Source organism: Aeromonas taiwanensis (assembly GCF_000820165.1).
Classification (GTDB): Bacteria; Pseudomonadota; Gammaproteobacteria; order Enterobacterales; family Aeromonadaceae; genus Aeromonas; species Aeromonas taiwanensis.
In genome coordinates this window covers 42,535-61,435 of record NZ_CDDD01000059.1, presented here as the reverse complement: position 1 = coordinate 61,435, position 18,901 = coordinate 42,535, and the positions used below count along the sequence as shown (strand labels likewise).

Genomic DNA, 18,901 nt, shown 5'->3' with positions numbered 1-18,901 from the left:
CCATACAATTGGCCAGCTTTCGTGGCATCATGCTGCCGATAGCGCACTCATATGAGTGTCATAAGAACCTGCAATTTCGTCGTCTCATAAGGAAATCCCATGCTGAAAACTGTGCGTCCCCTGCTGCTGCCCCTGATGTTCGGCCTGATGACCCTGCCCGCCGTGGCCGGCGATCTGGAGCAACCGATGAAGAAGATCGGTTTCAACTACAAGCAGGCCGTGAAGGCCGACGATGCGGCCACCATGGAGAAACACATCAAGGAGATGAAGGCCCAGCTGGATGTGGCCAAGGAGAGGAACATGCCGGCCGCCAAGAAGGAGAAATTCCTCGAAGGCATGAACAAGGTACAAAATGAGCTGGACGCCAGCCTGGCGGCCCTGCAGGCCGGAGACCAGGAGAAGGCCCAGGCTCACCTGGCCAAGGTCAACGACCTGAAGAAGGAGTACCACAACTATGCCAAGCAGAAAGGCTGATCCCTTCCACTGGGATGGTCTGGTCCGCCTCACCCACTGGGGGGTGGCGGCCATCTGTATCGGCAATCTCTGGCTCAACGAAGCGGGAGAGGAGTGGCACGAGCGGATGGGATACGCCGTCATGGTGCTGATCGGACTGCGCCTGCTGTGGGGGCTCACCTTCGCACGCGGCCCCGCCCGCCTGCGCGCCCTCATCCCGAGCAGGGAGGACTTCCGGCAGCAGGCCGATGCCCTGCGCGAGCGGACCCCGCCCACGCCCGGCCATCACGGCAGCGGCAAGCTGGCTGTCTGGGCACTCTGGCTGCTCGTCCTGGCGACGGCCGGTACCGGCTGGTTCCAGAACACCGAGACCGGCTTCGAGCTCGGGGCCGATGACTGGCACGAGTGGTGTACCTGGGCGCTGCAGGGCATGATCGCCCTGCACCTGAGCGCCGTCGTCTACACCTCCTGGCGCCAGCGCAGCAACCTGGTGACCCGCATGCTGCCAAGGCGCAGACGCGATGCCCGGGTTCAGCAACAGGAACCCAACACCTGACTCTCCCGGGGCCCTGGCGGGCCCCGTTCTTGTCTCTTCCCCCGCCCTTCTCCCGGCCCGTGCAGCGACCTGCACAGGCGCTGTCGCGTCCTCTTCCGACAGGGACGCATGAAAGCATTTTCATTCACATTTCTTAATTAATTCAGGCTGTTCAATGTTCAACCAGCAGATTTTCATGAATGCTACTGAGCTGAACGAGGAAGTTTGTTGTCCGTTCGATTCATAGACAGTGATACGTCAATAACAAGATCGAAGGGAAAATCGTCATGCACACCACACTGTTTCGAACCGCCCTGCTGGCGGCAGCACTCGGCTCTTTCAGCCACACTGCCAGCGCCGAAGGGGTCATGGTTCACCTGTTCCAATGGAAGTTCAACGACATCGCCAACGAGTGCGAGACCGTGCTCGGGCCCAAGGGGTTCGGCGGCGTCCAGATAACCCCCCCCGCCGAACACAAGCAGGGCAGCCAGGTCTGGTGGACCGTCTATCAACCGGTCAGCTTCAGCAACTTCAACAGCTTCGGCGGTAGCGAGGCGGAGCTCAGAAGCATGATCGCCCGCTGCAACGCGGCCGGGGTCAAGGTCTACGCCGACGCCGTCTTCAACCAGCTGGCCTCGGGCACCGGCACCGCCACCGGCGGTGGCAGCTACAACTCGGGGCAATTCCAGTATCCCCAGTTCGGCTACAACGACTTCCACCACAGCGGCGACATCACCAACTACGGCGACAGCAACAACGTCTGGAACGGCGCCCTCTACGGCATGCCGGACCTCAATACCGGCTCCGCCTACGTGCAGGATCAGATCGCCACCTACATGAAGACCCTGCTCGGCTGGGGCGTGGCGGGCTTTCGCATCGATGCGGCCAAGCACATGGCCCCGGCCGACGTGAAGGCCATCCTCGACAAGGCGGGCAGCCCCAGAGCCTACCTCGAGGTGATCGGCGCAGGCGGGGAATCCACCGACATCCAGCCCCCTCGCTACACCTACATAGACACCGTCACCGACTTCAAATACGGCACGGATCTCGCCGCCAACTTCAACGGCCAGATCAAGAACCTCAAGACCCTGGGCGAGAGCTGGGGCCTGCTCCCCTCGAACAAGGCCTTCGTCTTCGTGGTCAACCACGACCGCGAGCGGGGCCATGGTGGCGGTGGCATGCTCACCTTCATGAACGGCGCTCGCTATGAGCTGGCCAACACCTTCATGATGGCCTGGCCCTATGGCTGGAAGCAGGTGATGTCGGGTTACCGCTTCGAGAACATGAGCACTTATGAAACCGACAAGGGGGCACCAGGCAGCACGCCCTGCTCCGACAGCCAGTGGAACTGCGAACAGCGGCGCCCGACCATCATGAACATGGCCCTGTTCCACAACAGAACCGAAGGCCAGCCCGTCAGCCACTGGTGGGACAACGGCAACAACCAGATAGCCTTCGGCCGCGGTGACAAGGGCTTCGTCGCCATCAACAACGAGAGCGGCAGCCTGGTGGCCTCGGTGCAGACCGGCCTGCCGGCCGGCGAGTACTGCAACCTCCTGGGGGGCACTGACTACTGCAGCGGCGGCTATGTGACCGTCGATGGCAGCGGCAAGGCCAGCCTGAACGTGCCCGGCATGAAGGCCGCAGCCATCCTCGCCGGTTGCACCAAGGCCAGCCCCTGCGGCGGTTCCATCCTGCCGGGCAACAAGTTCAGCAGCATGAACCTGCGCGGTACCCACAACGCCTGGGGCAACACCCCCATGACCGTCGATGCCAACCGTGTCTGGTCCGTCACCCTCACCCTGACCGGCAACGGTGACGCCACCGGTACCCAGCGCTTCAAGTTCGATGTCTTCGGCAACTGGACCGAGAACTACGGCGACAACGAAGGGGATGGCATCGCCGACAAGGGCAGCAGCAAGGATATCCTGGTCAGCGGGGCGGGCACCTACCGCATCACCCTGAGCGAGAGCGATCTGCGCTACACGGTCACCCCCCTCACCAGCAACCAGGCACCGGTGGCCACCCTCTCCCCCAAGACCCTCAGCGTCAAGACGGGCGAGAGCGTGGTATTCGACGCTTCCACCTCCAGCGATGACGGCGGCGTGCTGAGCTACAGCTGGTCCAGCGGGGGCACCGCCGCCACGGAGACAGTCCGGTTCGATACCCCGGGTACCCATACCGTGACGGTCACCGTGACCGATGCGGAAGGGTTGACCGCCAGTGCCAGCGCCACCGTGACCGTCACCGACGACAACGGCACCTATGCCAGCGTGCTGCCCACCCTGAACTTCCGCGGCACCCCCAATGCCTGGGGCTCCCTTGCCATGACGCTGGTCGCCGACAATCAATGGGAAGCCCTGGTCACCTTCGACGGGCAGACCAACCAGCGCTTCAAGTTCGACGTCAAGGGGGACTGGACCCAGAACTATGGCGACAGCAACAAGGACGGCGTGGCCGAACTAACTGGCAGCGACATCTACACCACGGTCACCGGCCAGTACCGGGTACGCTTCAACGATCAGACCCTGCAATACAGCCTAACCCCGGTGAGCGTCACCTATGCCAAGAATGTCGCCAGCCTCAACATTCGCGGCACCACCAACAGCTGGGGCACCACACCCATGTCACTGGTGGGGGATCACCTCTGGCAGGCCAGCGTCACCTTCACCGGTAGCGGGGATGGCAACGGCGGCCAGCGCTTCAAGTTCGACGTCAAGGGGGATTGGACCCAGAACTACGGCGACACCAACAAGGATGGCGTGGCCGAGCTGGCCGGGGCAGACATCGCCACCGCAGTGGTTGGCGTCTACGTGGTGCGTTTCAATGACCAGACCCTGGCCTACAGCCTGAGCGCCCAGTAAGGCTGGACACACGCCCAATGCATTGTAACCAGGCCTCCCGCCATCGGCGGGAGGCCTTTTTCATGGCCCCATGGCACGTTCCCCGCCACCCCATAGACAGGCATACTGATCCTTCATCCCCATGCAGGAGCGCATATGAAACAGTTGAATACTCTCAAGGCCGAGGGACGGATCGAGGAAGCCCGCCAGCACAGCCTGTTGCAACTCATCGAACACCCGGCCCACGCCGAGCTGCATTATGAGGTGGCCAGTCTGCACGACATGCTCGGGCGCGAGGCCCAGGCCATCCCGCTCTACCGCAAGGCAATCGAACTGGGGCTGGGCAATGCATCCTTGCGCGGTGCCTGGCTCGGCCTCGGCAGCTCATATCGCACCACGGGGCACTATGCCGAGGCCCTGGCCACCTTCGATGAGGCGCTGGCCCGCTTCCCCGATGCCGTGGAGTTCAAGGTGTTTCGTGCCATGACCTGCTACAACCTGGGACGCCACAAGGAGGGGATGGAGAGCCTGCTGGCGGTGCTGGCGGCAACGACCACGGATCCCGCGATCGCACCCTATCGGCGCGCCATCGCCCTCTATGCCGAGGATCTGGACAGACGCTGGTGACACGCCAGAAACGACAAAGCCGCTCACGAGGAGCGGCTTTGGCTGAAATGTGGTGGCCCCTGCCCGACTTGAACGGGCGACCAATCGATTATGAGTCGACTGCTCTAACCAACTGAGCTAAGGGGCCATGATGCTGGTTTGCGGCGTGGATTATAGGGGATGCGAGATAACCCGTCCATAGTCATATCAACCACTTGGCGAGATTTTGTCCATCTCGACAGGGACTCGGTCATCCCATACGGCGGATAAAACAAAGCCCCGCATGGCGGGGCTTTTTGGCTGCGGCTCCAAGCCGGAGCAGATGGTCGAGGGTTACTCGTCCAGGAAGCTGCGCAGCACTTCCGAGCGGCTCGGGTGGCGCAGTTTGCGCAGGGCCTTGGCTTCGATCTGACGGATACGTTCACGAGTGACGTCGAACTGCTTGCCCACTTCCTCGAGGGTGTGGTCGGTGTTCATGTCGATACCGAAACGCATGCGCAGCACCTTGGCTTCGCGGGCGGTCAGGCCGGCCAGCACCTCGCGGGTCGCGTTGCGCAGGCTCTCGCTGGTGGCCGCATCGGCCGGCAGGGCCAAAGTGGTATCTTCGATGAAATCGCCCAAGTGGGAGTCTTCATCATCGCCGATGGGCGTCTCCATGGAGATGGGCTCTTTGGCGATCTTCAATACCTTGCGGATCTTGTCTTCCGGCATGCCCATGCGCATGGCCAGCTCTTCCGGGTTCGGTTCGCGACCCATCTCCTGCAGCATCTGACGGGAGATACGGTTGAGCTTGTTGATGGTCTCGATCATGTGCACCGGGATACGTATGGTACGGGCCTGATCCGCGATGGAGCGGGTGATGGCCTGACGGATCCACCAGGTGGCGTAGGTCGAGAACTTGTAGCCACGACGATATTCAAACTTGTCGACCGCCTTCATCAAGCCGATGTTGCCTTCCTGGATCAGATCCAGGAACTGCAGACCGCGGTTGGTATACTTCTTGGCGATGGAGATAACCAGACGCAGGTTGGCCTCGACCATCTCTTTCTTCGCACGGCGGGCCTTGGCCTCACCGATGCTCATGCGACGGTTGATATCCTTGATCTGGGCAATCGACAGGCCTGTCTCTTCTTCGATCTGCTGCAGCTTGCCGATGGAACGCAGGATCTCTTCGTCCATCTCGAGCAGGCGGGGAGACCAGGCCTTGCCGGCCTGCTTCTGGTATTCGAACCAGGCAGTCTCGCACTCATTGTTGGTGAAGGCAGCGACGAAGGTCTTCTTCGGCATCTTGGCCTGTTCAACGCAGAGCTTCATGATGATGCGTTCCTGCACGCGGACACGCTCCATCATCTCCCGCATGTTGTTGACCAGGCGATCGAACTGCTTGGGCATCAGGCGGAATTGACGGAAGACATCGGCCAGCTGGGCGATGGCGTTCTGGGTGTCGTCGTGGGCACGACCATTCTGCTGAATGGAGAGACGAGTCACTTCATACTGGGCGCGCAGTTCACCGAACTTCTCGCGCGCGACTTCCGGATCCGGACCGCCGTCGCCGTCGTCGTCGGAATTGTCGCCGTCTTCGTCTTCGTCTTCGTCTTCGTCTTCATCCTCATCGGCGAGGTCATCTTCGCTGAGCTCGGAGCCGATGTGGGTGGCGGTCGGCGCCACGTCATCCACTTCGTTCGGGTCGATAAAGCCAGAGATGATGTCGGAGAGGCGCAGTTGCTCGGCTTCATACTTGTCGTACTGCTCGAGCAGATAGGTGATGGCTTCCGGGTACTCGGCCACGGAGCTTTGTACCTGGTTGATCCCGTCTTCGATCCGCTTGGCGATATCGATCTCGCCTTCACGGGTCAACAGTTCGACGGTACCCATTTCTCGCATGTACATGCGGACGGGATCGGTCGTGCGACCAATCTCGGATTCAACAGATGCCAGTGCCTGGGCCGCTGCTTCGGCAGCGTCTTCATCGGCGGTACCACCTTCAGCCATGATAAGGTCATCGGCATCCGGAGCGTTTTCAACCACTTGAATGCCCATATCATTGATCATCTGGATGATGTCTTCGATCTGGTCTGAATCGACAATGTCTTGCGGGAGGTGATCGTTCACCTCGGCATAAGTCAGGTAGCCCTGTTCTTTACCTTTGGCAACGAGGAGTTTAAGCTGAGACTGCGGGGTTTGCTCCATAGAACTCATCCGGTTGGTGTTGCTAGGTTGCGCGTACAGTGCGCTGCTGCGCAAATAGCCAATTCTAATAGAAAACCGCCAGACATGCTATGTCTGGTTGCGGCGTCGGTCATGAGAAACCCCTGCCCGCAGTGTTGTCGGGGCCAGGTGGTTATAAAGTGTTTGCTTTCAATCCCGTCGATTCGGGCAACGCTATTCATATTGGGACTACTCACTCAAATATCAAGCCCCACTCTCATTTCTTTTCTCAATCTGCACCTCTCTGATCAGCATCATCAGCTCTTGTGTCTCCTCAGAGCTTAGCCCTTCTTGCACCACCTTGGCCTGTAATTCCTCGATGCGTTGCTTCAGGAACAGGTTGATGAAACCGACGAAGGTATCCTGCAATTCTCCCAGAATATCGGGCTCCTGGTCGAGCTTTACCTCTTCAAACAGATCGTGCATCGCCAGCTGGGCCAGGATTTCTCCTTCCTTGGTGCCACGCCAATGCTCCAGCAGGATGCCCGTCGTCACCCCGGGCTGAGTCAGGATCTGCTGGTGCAGCTGCAGCAGGAACCGGATCCCCTGGAGACGCAGATCGGCCAGCTCAGGCATGGCCGGCAACTCGGCGGTGATCGCCGGATATTGCACCATCAGGGCCAACGCCCGGCGCAGCGGGGTCAGTTTGGCCGCCTTGGGCTTGCTCACCTCGGCCTTGGGCTGACTGCTTCTGGCAAACAACTCGGCGATCCGCTGCTTGTTCTCCCCCCAGCGCATCATGCTGGAGAGGCGGGTGATCAACCCCTCGCGGGTGAAGCCTTCCGGTACGCGGCGTATCAGTTCCGCAGCCTTGTTGGCCACTTCGAACTTGCCCGCTTCACCCGAGAGGGCGGCATCGCGCCCCAGGCGCTCGAACATGAAGTCGGCAAAAGGCTGGGCCTTGTCCAGCAGGGCTTCGAACCCCTCCTTGCCAATCTGGCGTACCAGCGAGTCGGGATCCTCCCCATCCGGCAGAAAGACGAACTTGAGTTCACGACCATCCTGCAGATGGGACAGCGCGTTATCCAGCGCCCGCCAGGCCGCCTCACGACCGGCATTGTCCCCGTCATAGCAGCAGACCACTTCGGCGGTAGTGCGAAACAGGGTGTGGATATGGTCGCTGGTGGTGGCGGTGCCCAGCGCCGCCACCGCGTAGTCGATGTCGTACTGACCGAGTGCCACCACATCCATGTAGCCCTCCACCACCAGGATCCGGCGAGGATCCTTGTGTGCCTGCTTCACCTCGTAGAGACCGAACAGCTCCCTCCCCTTGTGGAAGATGGGGGTTTCAGGGGAGTTCAGGTACTTGGGGGTGCCGTCACCCAGCACACGACCGCCAAAGCCGATGACCCGGCCGCGCTTGTCCCGGATCGGGAACATGATGCGATCGCGAAAACGATCATAGCTGCCGGGGCCGCTGTCGCGGGGGATCAACATGCCACCGGAGATAAGCAGTTGCTCGTGATCCCGGCTGGCACCAAACCGCCTCCTCACCTGATCCCAGTCACCCGGGGCATAGCCTATGTTGAAGCGCTTGACCACCTCGCCAGTCAGACCGCGCCCTTTAAGGTACTCCACTGCCTGGGGAGCACTTTTCAGGTTGCTCTCGTAGAAGCGGGCGATCTGGTTCATCAGCTCGAACAGATCCTTGCTGACGGCCGGCTGGCTATTGCCAGACCCACCCGAGGTTTGCTCGCGCGGCACCTGCATGCCATGCAGGCTGGCCAGCTCCTCGATGGCATCGGGAAACTCGAGCCCGTCGTACTCCATGACAAAGCCGATGGCATTGCCGTGGGCGCCACAGCCGAAACAGTGGTAGAACTGCTTCTCCTGGCTGACGGTAAAGGAGGGGCTTTTTTCGTTATGAAAGGGGCAGCAAGCCTGGTAATTCTTACCGGCTTTCTTCAGCCGCACACGGGAGTCGATTAGTTCGACTATGTCGGTGCGTACGAGCAGATCATCGATAAAGGATTGCGGGATCCTGCCTGCCATAACCGTCCTGTTTCATTGCATAGAAAATAAAAAAGCCGCGCATTCCCAGGGAAGCACGGCTTCTTTGACCAAACAAGAGAGTTGCCTGTTACGCCAAGCGGGTTTTCACCTGCGCACTGACGGCGCCGACATCGGCACGCCCCTGAATTTTCGGCTTCAAGACAGCCATGACCTTGCCCATGTCAGCCATGACGGCAGCCCCGCTTTCGGCGACGGCTTGCTCAATCAGAGCGTCGATCTCGGCTTCGGTCAGCTGTTGTGGCAGGAATTCCTGCAGCACAACGATCTCTGCGGACTCTTTGTCGGCAAGATCCTGGCGACCGGCAGCTTCGAATTGGGTGATGGAATCACGACGCTGTTTGACCATCTTGGTCACAACGGCGAGGATCTCCTGATCACCGAGCTCGACACGAGTGTCAACTTCACGCTGCTTGATCTCGGCCATCAACAAACGGATCGCTCCCAGGCGAGCCTTGTCTTTGGCAAGCATGGCGAGCTTTTGCTGATCCTTGAGTTGATCCTTCAGAGACACGGCATGATCCCTTGATTAGTACAGGCGGATACGACGTGCGTTTTCGCGGGACAGCTTCTTGGCGTGACGCTTGACAGCGGACGCTTTGGCGCGCTTGCGAATGGTAGTCGGCTTCTCGTAGAACTCACGGCTACGAACTTCGGACAGGATACCGGCCTTTTCGCAAGAACGCTTGAAGCGACGCAGAGCAACGTCAAACGGCTCATTTTCACGGACTTTGATTACTGGCATGTGCCTTTCACCTCAGTGATAAATTGTTAGCTGACCTTCAATCGATCAGCATGTCTTAAAATGGTGCGAAATTATACTCTGGACAGGGAATGAAAGTAAACCCGCAGAGATCGCTCTGGTTTAAAAAACCCGCGAAGGTTACCATAGCCGTCTCATTTTAGCAGTGAAATTTTTTAGCAATGCGTGTATTGGGCATAGAGACATCCTGTGACGAAACCGGGATCGCGATCTTCGATGATCAAAAAGGGATCCTTTCCCACCAGTTATACAGCCAAGTCAAGCTGCATGCGGACTACGGCGGCGTCGTTCCCGAGCTTGCCAGCCGGGATCATGTCCGCAAGACGATCCCCTTGATCCAGGCCGCCCTGAAGGAGGCCGGAATCGGCAAGGATGAGATCGACGGCATCGCCTATACCGCAGGTCCGGGTCTGGTGGGCGCCATCCTGGTCGGGGCTACCATAGGCCGCTCCCTGGCCATGGCCTGGGGCAAACCCGCCGTGGCGGTACACCACATGGAAGGCCACCTGCTGGCCCCCATGCTGGAAGAGAAGGCTCCCGAGTTCCCCTTCGTGGCACTGCTGGTCTCCGGCGGCCACTCCATGCTGGTCAGAGTCGATGGCATCGGCAGCTACCAGCTGCTCGGGGAATCCATCGACGATGCTGCCGGCGAAGCGTTCGACAAGACCGCCAAGCTGATGGGCCTGGACTACCCCGGTGGCCCCCTGCTCTCCCGTCTTGCCGAGAAAGGCTCCAAGGGACGTTTCACCTTCCCGCGTCCCATGACCGACCGCCCCGGGCTCGACATGAGCTTCTCCGGCCTCAAGACCTTCGCCGCCAACACCATCGCCGCCAATGGCGATGACGAGCAGACTCGTGCCGACATCGCCCGGGCGTTTGAAGATGCGGTTGTCGATACGCTGGCCATCAAGTGCCGCCGCGCCCTGAAGGAGACCAGCCTCAATCGTCTGGTGGTGGCCGGTGGCGTCAGTGCCAACCGTCATCTGCGGGCCCAGCTCGCCGAGCTGATGGAGAGCCTGAACGGTGAAGTCTTCTACCCGCGCACCGAATACTGCACCGACAACGGCGCCATGATCGCCTATGCAGGCATGCAGCGCCTGAAGGCGGGCGTATTCGAACCCCTGGTCGTCAAGGCCGTGCCGCGCTGGCCGCTGGATACGCTGGATCCGGTGTGATCCACAAGATCCTGTTTCAATAAAAAGGGGCCCATGGCCCCTTTTTCGTGTCTGACGGCACTATCGCCGTTGGCTAGTTGGTTCTAAACAGGGCCTCGATAGAGAGCCCCTGCCCCAGCAGGATCTCCCGCAGACGGCGCAACCCTTCCACCTGGATCTGGCGCACCCGCTCGCGGGTCAGACCGATCTCGGCCCCTACGTCCTCCAGGGTCGCCGGTTCATAGCCGAGTAGGCCAAAACGACGGGCCAGCACCTCGCGCTGCTTGGGGTTAAGCTCTTCCAGCCAGTGCACTATGCTGCTGCGCATGTCATCTTCCTGGGACTCCAGCTCGGGCCCCATGCCGCGCTCGTCGGAGAGCACGTCCAGCAGCGCCTTGTCGCGATCGCCGCCGATAGGGGTATCCACCGAGGTGATCTTTTCATTGAGCTTGAGCATGCGATTCACGTCGTCGACCGAGCGATCCAGCGCGGAGGCGATGTCCTCGGCGGTCGGCTCATGATCGAGACGATGGGAAAGCTCGCGCGCGGTGCGCAGGTAGACGTTCAGCTCTTTGACCACATGGATGGGCAGACGAATGGTGCGGGTCTGATTCATGATGGCCCGCTCGATGGTCTGGCGGATCCACCAGGTGGCATAGGTGGAAAAACGGAACCCGCGCTCGGGGTCGAACTTTTCGACCGCGCGGATGAGACCGAGGTTGCCCTCTTCGATGAGATCCAGCAGCACCAGGCCGCGGTTGTTGTAGCGCCGGGCAATTTTGACCACCAGGCGCAGGTTGGATTCGATCATGCGCTTGCGCGCCGCTTTGTCGCCGCGCAAGGCACGGCGGGCGTAATAGACTTCCTCTTCAGCCGTGAGCAAGGGGGAGAAACCTATCTCCCCCAGATAGAGCTGGGTGGCGTCCATCACCTTGTTCAGTTCGGGCGCCATCAGTTCATCGGAAATGGTCTCTTCGGCCTCGGCCGCCACCTCCTGAACTTCTTCTGCCTCCTGATCCTCCAGCTCTTCGTCGAACTCTAACTCTGCATCCTGCATTACCAGTTGTTCTTGGCTCATGATATGTCTCCCTGACCTGCACCAGAGTAAGACCTAGCTCTCTGAGTTAACGCTTTGGCAAATAGCCCATCGGGTTGATCGACTTGCCTTTGTACCGGATTTCAAAGTGCAAGCGCACATCCGGCGCATCCGTGCTACCCATATTGGCGATAACTGCTCCGCCCTTGACGCTGTCTCCCTCTTTGACCCTCAGCTCATCATTGTGAGCGTAGGCAGAGAGGTAGTCATCGTTGTGCTTGAGAATGATCAGCTTGCCATAGCCCCTGAGAGCACTGCCCGCGTAGACCACCTTGCCGCCGCTGGCGGCATAGATGGGCTGACCCTTCTGGCCAGAAATGTCGATGCCCTTGTTGCCTTGCTCCGCAACGGAGAAGCCTTCGACGATCCGACCTTTGGTAGGCCAATGCCAGGAGAGTGTTGACGGGGAGCTGACGCTTTTTTGTTCTTTCGCCTGAGCGTATGCTGTTGACGGGGCAGGAGCAATCGTTTTCTGAGCAATAAATGGTGTGGTCGTACCTGCTGGCGCCGTCGCCAGCGGTTTGGGGCCCGTGCTGGTCACGGTCGGGGTAACCGCCGCCACCATCTGGCCGCTGGAGGCCCCCGCAGCCCCCACGTTGAGTACCTGACCCACGTGCAGGTCATAGGGAGCCTGAAGGTTGTTGCGCTGTGCCAGCACCTGATTGGAGACACCAAACTGGCGGCCTATGCTGCTCAGAGTATCGCCACGGCGGACCTGATAACTGCCCGTCCCCGTCACGCTGCCACGACTGACCGGGCTGCCGACACTCGCCACCGCGGTGGGGGCTCTGCCATCCAGTCTGAGCTGCTGACCGGGATAGATGCTGTAGGGAGGCGTGATGCCATTGAGGCTGATCAGCGTATCCACGTCCATGCCAGAGCGAAACGCGATGGAGTAGAGGGTGTCCCCTTTGACCACAGTGTAACCGCTGCCCTGAATGCCGGATTTGGCCACGCCTTGACGGACCGGGATGGTCGAGGCGATCTGATCATTGCCCAGACTGTGTACCGGGGCAGCAGTCTTGCTGGAGGAACAGGCGAGCAGCAGCCATGACAACACGACGACTCCGCTACCTTGCCAAACATGCGAACACATAGTGGATCCTTAACGACTAAACCAGAAATAGGCCGCAACGGCCAAACCAATACAGAGCCAACCGAGCACGTCCACATAGTGCATCAGCTTGCGCTCCATCTTCTCGCCACCCCAGCGCATCAGCCCCGCCACCAGGAAGAAGCGCATGCCACGGCCGATGAGCGAGGTCAGGATGAAGGGCAGCAGTGCCATGTGGAGCAAGCCGGCCGTGACGGTAAACACCTTGTAGGGGATCGGCGTGAAACTGGCAATAAAAATCACCCAGATGCCCCACTGCTCGAACCACTGTTCGGCCAGGGCAATCTTGTCCTCATAACCGACCGAGGCCACCAGCGGCTGGACGACAGGCTCCCACAGGGCATAGCCGAGCAGATAGCCCAGCAGGGCACCCAGCACAGAAAACAGGGTCGCGATCGCGGCATATTGCCAAGCCCGCTGGGGCTTACCGAGCGCCATGGGGGCCAGCATCACATCCACCGGGATGGGCCAGAAGATGGACTCGATAAACGCGGTGATGGCAAGGTACCGGGGGGCATGCTTGTGGCGAGCCCACTGCATCACCCGTAAATAAAGGCGGGAAAACAACTTCACTCGACATCTCCGTCAATCAGGGGAACAAAACGCACCGGCTCCAGGATCCGGCTGGTGAGCTGCGAGCCGGATCGCTCGATCAGCTGCAGGGTCTGCTGGTTATCTCCCACCGGCAACACCAGGCGACCGCCATCGGCCAGCTGATCGGTCAGGGCCTTGGGCACCTCGCTCGCCGCCGCCGTCACCAGGATGGCATCGAAAGGCCCCTTGTTCGGCCAGCCCAGCCAGCCGTTGCCATGCTTGGCAGAGACATTGTGCAGATCAAGCTGGCGCAGCCGGCGCCTGGCCTGGAACTGCAGCGACTTGATCCGCTCCACCGTGTAGACATGCTCCACCAGATGGGCCAGCACCGCGGTCTGATAACCGGAGCCCGTCCCGATCTCCAGCACATGGGCCGGATCGTTCTGGATCAGCAGCTCGGTCATGCGCGCCACTATGTAGGGCTGGGAGATGGTCTGGCCATGGCCGATGGGCAGGGCCGTATTGTCCCAGGCCTTGTGGGCCATGGCCTCGTCCACGAACAGCTGGCGCGGCACTTTCGCAATCGCCGCCAGCACGCGGAAATCACGCACATCCTGGGCAATCAGTTGATTCAACAGGCGCTGTACTATCACAACGTCATCCCTGCAGATCCAGCCAGGCACCCAGGCTCGCCAGACTGCTGTAGGCAGTCATGTCGATGGTCAGCGGAGTGATGGAGACATAGCCCTGCTCGATGGCAGCGAAATCCGTACCCTCGCCTGCATCCTGCTGACTGCCCGGGGGGCCGATCCAGTAGATGGGCTGGCCACGGGGATCCTCGGTGCAGATCACCGACTCTGCACGGTGGCGATTGCCAAGGCGCGTCACCCTGATCCCCTTGATCTGATCGAGGGGCAGGTCGGGCACGTTGACGTTGAGGATCTGATCGGCGGGCAGCGGATGCACCATCATACCCTTCACCAGCAGGGCCGCGTAGTGGGCTGCCGTGGCGAAATGGGTCCGCCCTACCAGCGAGATGGCCAGCGACGGGAAGCCCAGGTGGCGCCCCTCTGTCGCGGCCGCCACGGTACCGGAGTAGATGACATCATCCCCCAGGTTGGCACCGTGGTTGATGCCGGCTACCACCATGTCGGGCTCAGGGCGCACCAGCTCGTTGACCGCCAGGTGTACGCAGTCGGTCGGGGTCCCCTTCACCGCATGGTATCCGGTTTCGGCGATGCGGGTGACCCGCAGCGGCACTTCCAGCGTCAAAGAGTGGCTGGCGCCACTGCGGTTGCGATCCGGCGCCACCACGATGACCTCGCCACAGGCCGTCAAGGCCTCGCTGAGGGCGCGAATGCCCTCGGCATGTACTCCATCGTCATTACTGACCAGAATTCGCATCGGTTGGGTTCCTGAAACCGTGATCGGCCTCTTCGGCCTGCATTAACTCGCGTACCACGCTGGTGGCAAAGGCTCCGGCCGGCAGGAAGAACGACAGGGTCAGCACCTCCCCTTCCAGCTGCCAGCTCATCTGCTCGGGTTTGAGCAACAGCGGGCGCCTGTCCTGATCCAGCCCGGCCTTCTCCAGCCCGTCACACCAGTCGGCATAGGGTGCCAGCACCCCCTGCTCGAACTCGGCGGCGGCCCCCTGGCTGGCCAGACGGCCCCGACCCCACTGGGGGGCGGTCAGCTGTACGTCGCCGGAGGCAAGGCGCGCCTCCAGCTCGGGGGTCAGCACCTCTTCGCTGAAGATGGAGTGGCTACCCTTGAGCATCACGCAGTCACCGGCCAGCAGCTGGTGTGCCAGCCCCTGCTCGATGCGGGCGCTGACGATGGTATTGAACAGCATGCTGCGGGCGGCGGAGAGGTAGAGGGAGCGCTTGTTGCGATCCTTGATCCGCTTGCCGGCAAACATCGCCTTGGCCGCTTCCAGGTTGTTGCCCTCGCGCCCGAAACGCTGTTCACCGTAGTAGTTCGGCACCCCCTGGGCGGCGATGGCCTGCAGGCGGGATTCCAGCCCGTCAGCTTGCTCCAGTCCGGTGAGACGCAGGGTGAAGTGGTTACCCTTGAGGTAGCCCACCCGCAGCTTCTTGTTGTGACGCTTGCTTTCGAGGATCTGGATGCTGTCACTCTGGATGACCGACAGATCCGGCTCTGCCTTGCCAGGCAGGTGGATGCCGAACCACTGCTCGGTCACCGCGTGCCGATCCTTGAGACCCGCCCAGGTCACCGCATTGCGCGCCACTCCGGCCGCATCCGCCAGCAGGCCCGCCACCCAGGCGGTGTTCTCGCCGGTTTTGCGCACCCGGACGAAGATATGCTCCCCCTCGCCACAGGGTTCAAACCCGAGATCTTCATTGACCACGAAGTCGGCGGCCTCGGCCTTGAGGATGCCACGGGCGCCGGGCGCGCCGTGCAGGTAGGCAAGTTGTTCCAGCATTATTGTTTCACCAGTAAGACGACGGCTTCGGTGGCGATCCCTTCCTTGCGCCCCGTAAACCCGAGTTGTTCCGTGGTGGTCGCCTTGACATTCACCCGGTTCGAATCACATTGCAGATCGGCGGCCAGCACGGCGCACATGGCCGCGATATGGGGCGCCATCTTGGGGGCCTGGGCGATGATGGTCACATCCAGGTTGCCGATGGCATAACCCGCCTTCTGCACCCGGGCAAAGACATCCCGCAGCAGGATGCGGCTGTCGATCCCCTTGAATTCGGCGGCGGTATCCGGGAAGTGGCGGCCGATGTCACCGGCCCCGATGGCTCCCAGCAGGGCATCGCTCACTGCGTGCAGCACCACGTCGCCATCGGAGTGGGCCAGCAGCCCCTGTTCATAGGGCACTGCCACCCCGCCCAGCATGCAGGGACCGACTCCGCCAAACTTGTGTACGTCAAAACCATGACCGATTCGCATCATGCCCGGTGCCCCCTCATCATGTGGATACCTTTCCCGTCCAATGTGTATGCCTCAAGACCATGGCCACTGCGGATCATGCCTGCTCCTCTGCGGGTGAATCGGGTCGCGCCGGCTGGCGCGCACACTGTTGCTGTAAAAAGAGCCCGGCCAGGGAGAGATCTTCCGGCCGGGTCACCTTGATGTTGTCGGCACGCCCTTCCACCATCCTGACGGTGAAACCGGCGCGCTCCATGGCCGACGCCTCGTCGGTGATGTCCGCCCCCAGGGCCAGCCCCTCCTCCAACGCACGTTTGAGCGCAAGGCGGGGGAACATCTGTGGCGTCAGGGCATGCCAGAGTTGCTCGCGATCCACGGTGGCGAGAATGTTGCCCGCCCCGTCGGAACGTTTCATGGTGTCGCGCACCCGGCTGCCGAGGATGGCGCCGTCGCACGCCATGGCGGTGGCGATGAGCCTGTCGAGATCGTCGTGGGTCAGACAGGGACGGGCGGCGTCATGCACCAGTACCCACTCCCCTTGTGCAACATGCAGCCCGTTGAGCACCGAATGGGCACGCTCGCAACCCCCTTCCACCCGCAGCACGCGCGGGTCGGCGGCCACGGCCAGCGTCTCGAACCAGGCATCGTGGGGAGCCAGCGCCACGATCACCCGGGCGATGGCCGGATGGGAGAGCAGGCGCTCCAGGGTATGCTCCAGGATGCACTTCCCTGCCAGCGACAGATACTGTTTCGGGCAGCTGGCGCCCATGCGGCTGCCGATGCCGGCGGCCGGGACTATCGCGGTCAGTCCGCTCTGGTGATCAGTCATCGTAGGGAACGCCGTCAGGCTCGGTCGCCTGGTCTTTTTCCTTGGGGATGATCCGGTAGAAGGTCTCGCCCTGCTTGATGTAGCCGAGGTCATTGCGCGACAGCTCCTCGATGGCCTCCAGGCCCGAGGTCAAATCGTCGATCTCCCGGTAGATCAGGTTATTGCGGTCCTTGAGCACCAGGTTGTCCTGCTGCTGCCGCTCAATGGCATTGGAGAGATCCCGATAGTCGGAGAGGCCGTTCTTCCCCAGCCAGAAGTCATATTGCAGCCCTCCCAACAGGAGGAGCAGGATAAGAGTGAGTAGCCGCATGCACTGAGTCTCCTTCAAGCGGCCTAGTTTCCCATATTCGCAGGCAAGACAAAAGAAAGCCTGTGTGCCGGATGGGTTGGTCGGAATAAAAAACACGGGACTCGTTCATGGAGGAGGCGGATACGAAAAAGCCCCGCCAGATGGCGGGGCTTTGGGAGGCTCGGAAGCAGGCGAAAATTAAGCCTGGTTCTTCACTTCTTTCAGACCGCGGAACGGAGCCTTGGCACCCAGGGCTTCTTCGATACGGATCAGCTGGTTGTACTTGGCAACACGGTCAGAACGGCTCATGGAACCGGTCTTGATCTGGCCAGCAGCGGTACCCACGGCCAGGTCGGCGATGGTCGCGTCTTCGGTCTCACCGGAGCGGTGGGAGATGACGGCAGTGTAGCCAGCGTCCTTGGCCATTTTGATGGCAGCCAGGGTTTCGGTCAGGGAACCGATCTGGTTGAACTTGATCAGGATGGAGTTGGCGATGCCGTTGTCGATACCGCGCTTCAGGATCTTGGTGTTGGTTACGAACAGGTCGTCACCCACGATCTGGATTTTCTTGCCCAGTTCGGCAGTCTGGTAGGCGAAGCCTTCCCAGTCGGATTCGTCCAGGCCATCTTCGATGGAGACGATCGGGAACTTCTCGGTCAGGTCAGCCAGGAAGTCGGAGAAACCGTTGGAGGTGAAGACACGGCCTTCGCCTTTCAGGTTGTACTCTTTCTTCTCTGCGTCGTAGAACTCGGAAGCAGCGCAGTCCATGGCCAGGGTCACGTCGGTGCCCAGCTTGTAACCGGCAGCGGCAACGGCTTCGGCGATCACTTCCAGCGCTTCGGCGTTGGATTTCAGGTTCGGAGCGAAACCACCTTCGTCACCGACGGCAGTGTTGTAGCCCTTGGACTTCAGCACTTTGGCCAGGTTGTGGAACACTTCTGCGCCCATGCGGACGGCTTCTTTCAGGGTCTTGGCGCCAACCGGCTGGATCATGAACTCCTGGATGTCGACGTTGTTGTCGGCGTGCTCACCACCGTTGATGATGTTCATCATGGGCAGCGGCATGGAGTAGACACCCGGGGTGCCGTTCAGCTCGGCGATGTGGGCGTACAGCGGCATGCCCTTGGCAGCGGCAGCAGCCTTGGCGTTGGCCAGGGAAACAGCCAGGATGGCGTTGGCGCCAAACTTGGATTTGTTCTCGGTACCGTCGAGGTCGATCATGATCTGGTCGACAGTGGCCTGGTCCTTGGCATCTTTACCCAGCAGAGCCTGGGCGATCGGGCCGTTGACGGCTTCGATGGCTTTCAGCACGCCTTTACCCAGGAAACGGCTCTTATCGCCGTCACGCAGTTCCAGCGCTTCGCGGGAACCGGTGGACGCGCCAGACGGAGCGGCTGCCATACCAACAAAACCACCTTCCAGGTGAACTTCGGCCTCAACGGTCGGGTTACCACGGGAGTCGATGATTTCACGACCGATCACTTTAACGATCTTGGACATGTGTATTTCCTCAGGTTTCGTAAAAAAACAACAAAAATATGCCAAAAAAAGCGGCTGTGGCACAGAGCCCCA

At 60.8% G+C, this 18,901-nt stretch carries 19 protein-coding genes and 1 tRNA gene; 5 read left to right on the top strand and 15 right to left on the bottom strand.

Annotated features, from left to right (window positions below):
* Positions 1-99 precede the first annotated feature (99 nt).
* From BN1136_RS11440 to BN1136_RS11425, 4 genes are all read left to right on the top strand, one after another.
* Entirely contained in the window at positions 100-474 is a 375-nt protein-coding gene (locus BN1136_RS11440; protein WP_043764163.1) for a cytochrome b562, read from the top strand.
* A complete protein-coding gene (locus BN1136_RS11435) occupies positions 455-1,009 on the top strand; it encodes a cytochrome b/b6 domain-containing protein (RefSeq protein WP_043764162.1) in 555 nt (184 codons plus the stop codon). The genes BN1136_RS11440 and BN1136_RS11435 overlap by 20 nt, the downstream gene beginning before the upstream one ends.
* A gap of 266 nt (positions 1,010-1,275) precedes the next feature.
* Entirely contained in the window at positions 1,276-3,852 is a 2,577-nt protein-coding gene (locus BN1136_RS11430) for an alpha amylase C-terminal domain-containing protein (RefSeq protein WP_043764161.1), read from the top strand.
* A gap of 135 nt (positions 3,853-3,987) precedes the next feature.
* Positions 3,988-4,458 carry a tetratricopeptide repeat protein gene (locus BN1136_RS11425; protein WP_043764160.1) on the top strand — a complete coding sequence of 157 codons (471 nt, stop codon included), beginning with the start codon at positions 3,988-3,990 and terminating at the stop codon, positions 4,456-4,458.
* A gap of 50 nt (positions 4,459-4,508) precedes the next feature.
* Here the strand turns inward: BN1136_RS11425 and BN1136_RS11420 are convergent.
* The 5 genes from BN1136_RS11420 to rpsU form a co-directional block, all read right to left on the bottom strand.
* Positions 4,509-4,585, bottom strand: a tRNA-Ile gene (locus tag BN1136_RS11420).
* 185 nt (positions 4,586-4,770) lie between these two features.
* Positions 4,771-6,666 (bottom strand): RNA polymerase sigma factor RpoD, encoded by a 1,896-nt coding sequence (gene rpoD, locus BN1136_RS11415; RefSeq protein ID WP_289711753.1) that lies wholly within the window; start codon positions 6,664-6,666, stop codon positions 4,771-4,773.
* 183 nt (positions 6,667-6,849) lie between these two features.
* Positions 6,850-8,637, bottom strand: coding sequence for a DNA primase (dnaG, locus tag BN1136_RS11410; RefSeq protein ID WP_043764158.1), 1,788 nt, complete (start codon positions 8,635-8,637; stop codon positions 6,850-6,852).
* Between the two features lie 88 nt (positions 8,638-8,725).
* Entirely contained in the window at positions 8,726-9,169 is a 444-nt protein-coding gene (locus BN1136_RS11405) for a GatB/YqeY domain-containing protein (protein ID WP_043764157.1), read from the bottom strand.
* Between the two features lie 15 nt (positions 9,170-9,184).
* On the bottom strand, positions 9,185-9,400 hold the full coding sequence (gene rpsU, locus BN1136_RS19890) for a 30S ribosomal protein S21 (protein ID WP_005309452.1): 216 nt from the start codon (positions 9,398-9,400) through the stop codon (positions 9,185-9,187).
* Between the two features lie 179 nt (positions 9,401-9,579).
* Here rpsU and tsaD point away from each other — a divergent pair, with 179 nt between their 5' ends.
* A complete protein-coding gene (gene tsaD / locus BN1136_RS11400; RefSeq protein ID WP_043764155.1) occupies positions 9,580-10,593 on the top strand; it encodes a tRNA (adenosine(37)-N6)-threonylcarbamoyltransferase complex transferase subunit TsaD in 1,014 nt (337 codons plus the stop codon).
* A 73-nt stretch (positions 10,594-10,666) separates the two neighbouring features.
* Here tsaD and rpoS read toward each other — a convergent pair whose 3' ends face one another.
* The 10 genes from rpoS to eno all read right to left on the bottom strand — a co-directional run bounded on the left by rpoS (position 10,667) and on the right by eno (position 18,829).
* Positions 10,667-11,650 (bottom strand): RNA polymerase sigma factor RpoS, encoded by a 984-nt coding sequence (gene rpoS, locus BN1136_RS11395; RefSeq protein ID WP_043764154.1) that lies wholly within the window; start codon positions 11,648-11,650, stop codon positions 10,667-10,669.
* 46 nt (positions 11,651-11,696) lie between these two features.
* Complete coding sequence (locus tag BN1136_RS11390) at positions 11,697-12,764, bottom strand: LysM peptidoglycan-binding domain-containing protein (RefSeq protein WP_043764153.1); 1,068 nt, start codon at positions 12,762-12,764, stop codon at positions 11,697-11,699.
* 9 nt (positions 12,765-12,773) lie between these two features.
* Positions 12,774-13,355: a YqaA family protein gene (locus tag BN1136_RS11385; protein WP_043764152.1), complete on the bottom strand. Its 582-nt coding sequence runs from the start codon at positions 13,353-13,355 to the stop codon at positions 12,774-12,776.
* On the bottom strand, positions 13,352-13,969 hold the full coding sequence (locus BN1136_RS11380) for a protein-L-isoaspartate(D-aspartate) O-methyltransferase (RefSeq protein WP_043764150.1): 618 nt from the start codon (positions 13,967-13,969) through the stop codon (positions 13,352-13,354). Before BN1136_RS11380 ends, BN1136_RS11385 begins: the two co-directional genes overlap by 4 nt.
* A 4-nt stretch (positions 13,970-13,973) precedes the next feature.
* The gene (gene surE, locus BN1136_RS11375; protein ID WP_043764149.1) at positions 13,974-14,720 is read right to left on the bottom strand and encodes a 5'/3'-nucleotidase SurE; all 747 of its coding nucleotides are present in this window, start codon (positions 14,718-14,720) and stop codon (positions 13,974-13,976) included.
* Positions 14,701-15,759, bottom strand: a complete 1,059-nt coding sequence (gene truD, locus BN1136_RS11370) for a tRNA pseudouridine(13) synthase TruD (RefSeq protein WP_043764148.1) — start codon at positions 15,757-15,759, stop codon at positions 14,701-14,703. The genes surE and truD overlap by 20 nt, the downstream gene beginning before the upstream one ends.
* Complete coding sequence (gene ispF / locus BN1136_RS11365; protein ID WP_043764147.1) at positions 15,759-16,235, bottom strand: 2-C-methyl-D-erythritol 2,4-cyclodiphosphate synthase; 477 nt, start codon at positions 16,233-16,235, stop codon at positions 15,759-15,761. The genes truD and ispF overlap by 1 nt, the downstream gene beginning before the upstream one ends.
* Before the next feature lie 73 nt (positions 16,236-16,308).
* Entirely contained in the window at positions 16,309-17,040 is a 732-nt protein-coding gene (gene ispD, locus BN1136_RS11360; protein WP_043764146.1) for a 2-C-methyl-D-erythritol 4-phosphate cytidylyltransferase, read from the bottom strand.
* Entirely contained in the window at positions 17,033-17,350 is a 318-nt protein-coding gene (gene ftsB / locus BN1136_RS11355; RefSeq protein ID WP_041211065.1) for a cell division protein FtsB, read from the bottom strand. The genes ispD and ftsB overlap by 8 nt, the downstream gene beginning before the upstream one ends.
* Before the next feature lie 177 nt (positions 17,351-17,527).
* Complete coding sequence (gene eno / locus BN1136_RS11350; protein ID WP_043764145.1) at positions 17,528-18,829, bottom strand: phosphopyruvate hydratase; 1,302 nt, start codon at positions 18,827-18,829, stop codon at positions 17,528-17,530.
* Positions 18,830-18,901 lie beyond the last annotated feature (72 nt).

Coding starts and splice junctions, on each gene's coding strand:
- BN1136_RS11440 (WP_043764163.1), top strand. CDS start 100: ATGCTGAAAACTGTGCGTCCCCTGCTGCTGCCCCTGATGTTCGGCCTG.
- BN1136_RS11435 (WP_043764162.1), top strand. CDS start 455: ATGCCAAGCAGAAAGGCTGATCCCTTCCACTGGGATGGTCTGGTCCGC.
- BN1136_RS11430 (WP_043764161.1), top strand. CDS start 1,276: ATGCACACCACACTGTTTCGAACCGCCCTGCTGGCGGCAGCACTCGGC.
- BN1136_RS11425 (WP_043764160.1), top strand. CDS start 3,988: ATGAAACAGTTGAATACTCTCAAGGCCGAGGGACGGATCGAGGAAGCC.
- dnaG (WP_043764158.1), bottom strand. CDS start 8,637: ATGGCAGGCAGGATCCCGCAATCCTTTATCGATGATCTGCTCGTACGC.
- rpsU (WP_005309452.1), bottom strand. CDS start 9,400: ATGCCAGTAATCAAAGTCCGTGAAAATGAGCCGTTTGACGTTGCTCTG.
- tsaD (WP_043764155.1), top strand. CDS start 9,580: ATGCGTGTATTGGGCATAGAGACATCCTGTGACGAAACCGGGATCGCG.
- rpoS (WP_043764154.1), bottom strand. CDS start 11,650: ATGAGCCAAGAACAACTGGTAATGCAGGATGCAGAGTTAGAGTTCGAC.
- BN1136_RS11390 (WP_043764153.1), bottom strand. CDS start 12,764: ATGTGTTCGCATGTTTGGCAAGGTAGCGGAGTCGTCGTGTTGTCATGG.
- surE (WP_043764149.1), bottom strand. CDS start 14,720: ATGCGAATTCTGGTCAGTAATGACGATGGAGTACATGCCGAGGGCATT.
- truD (WP_043764148.1), bottom strand. CDS start 15,759: ATGCTGGAACAACTTGCCTACCTGCACGGCGCGCCCGGCGCCCGTGGC.
- ispF (WP_043764147.1), bottom strand. CDS start 16,235: ATGATGCGAATCGGTCATGGTTTTGACGTACACAAGTTTGGCGGAGTC.
- ispD (WP_043764146.1), bottom strand. CDS start 17,040: ATGACTGATCACCAGAGCGGACTGACCGCGATAGTCCCGGCCGCCGGC.
- ftsB (WP_041211065.1), bottom strand. CDS start 17,350: ATGCGGCTACTCACTCTTATCCTGCTCCTCCTGTTGGGAGGGCTGCAA.
- eno (WP_043764145.1), bottom strand. CDS start 18,829: ATGTCCAAGATCGTTAAAGTGATCGGTCGTGAAATCATCGACTCCCGT.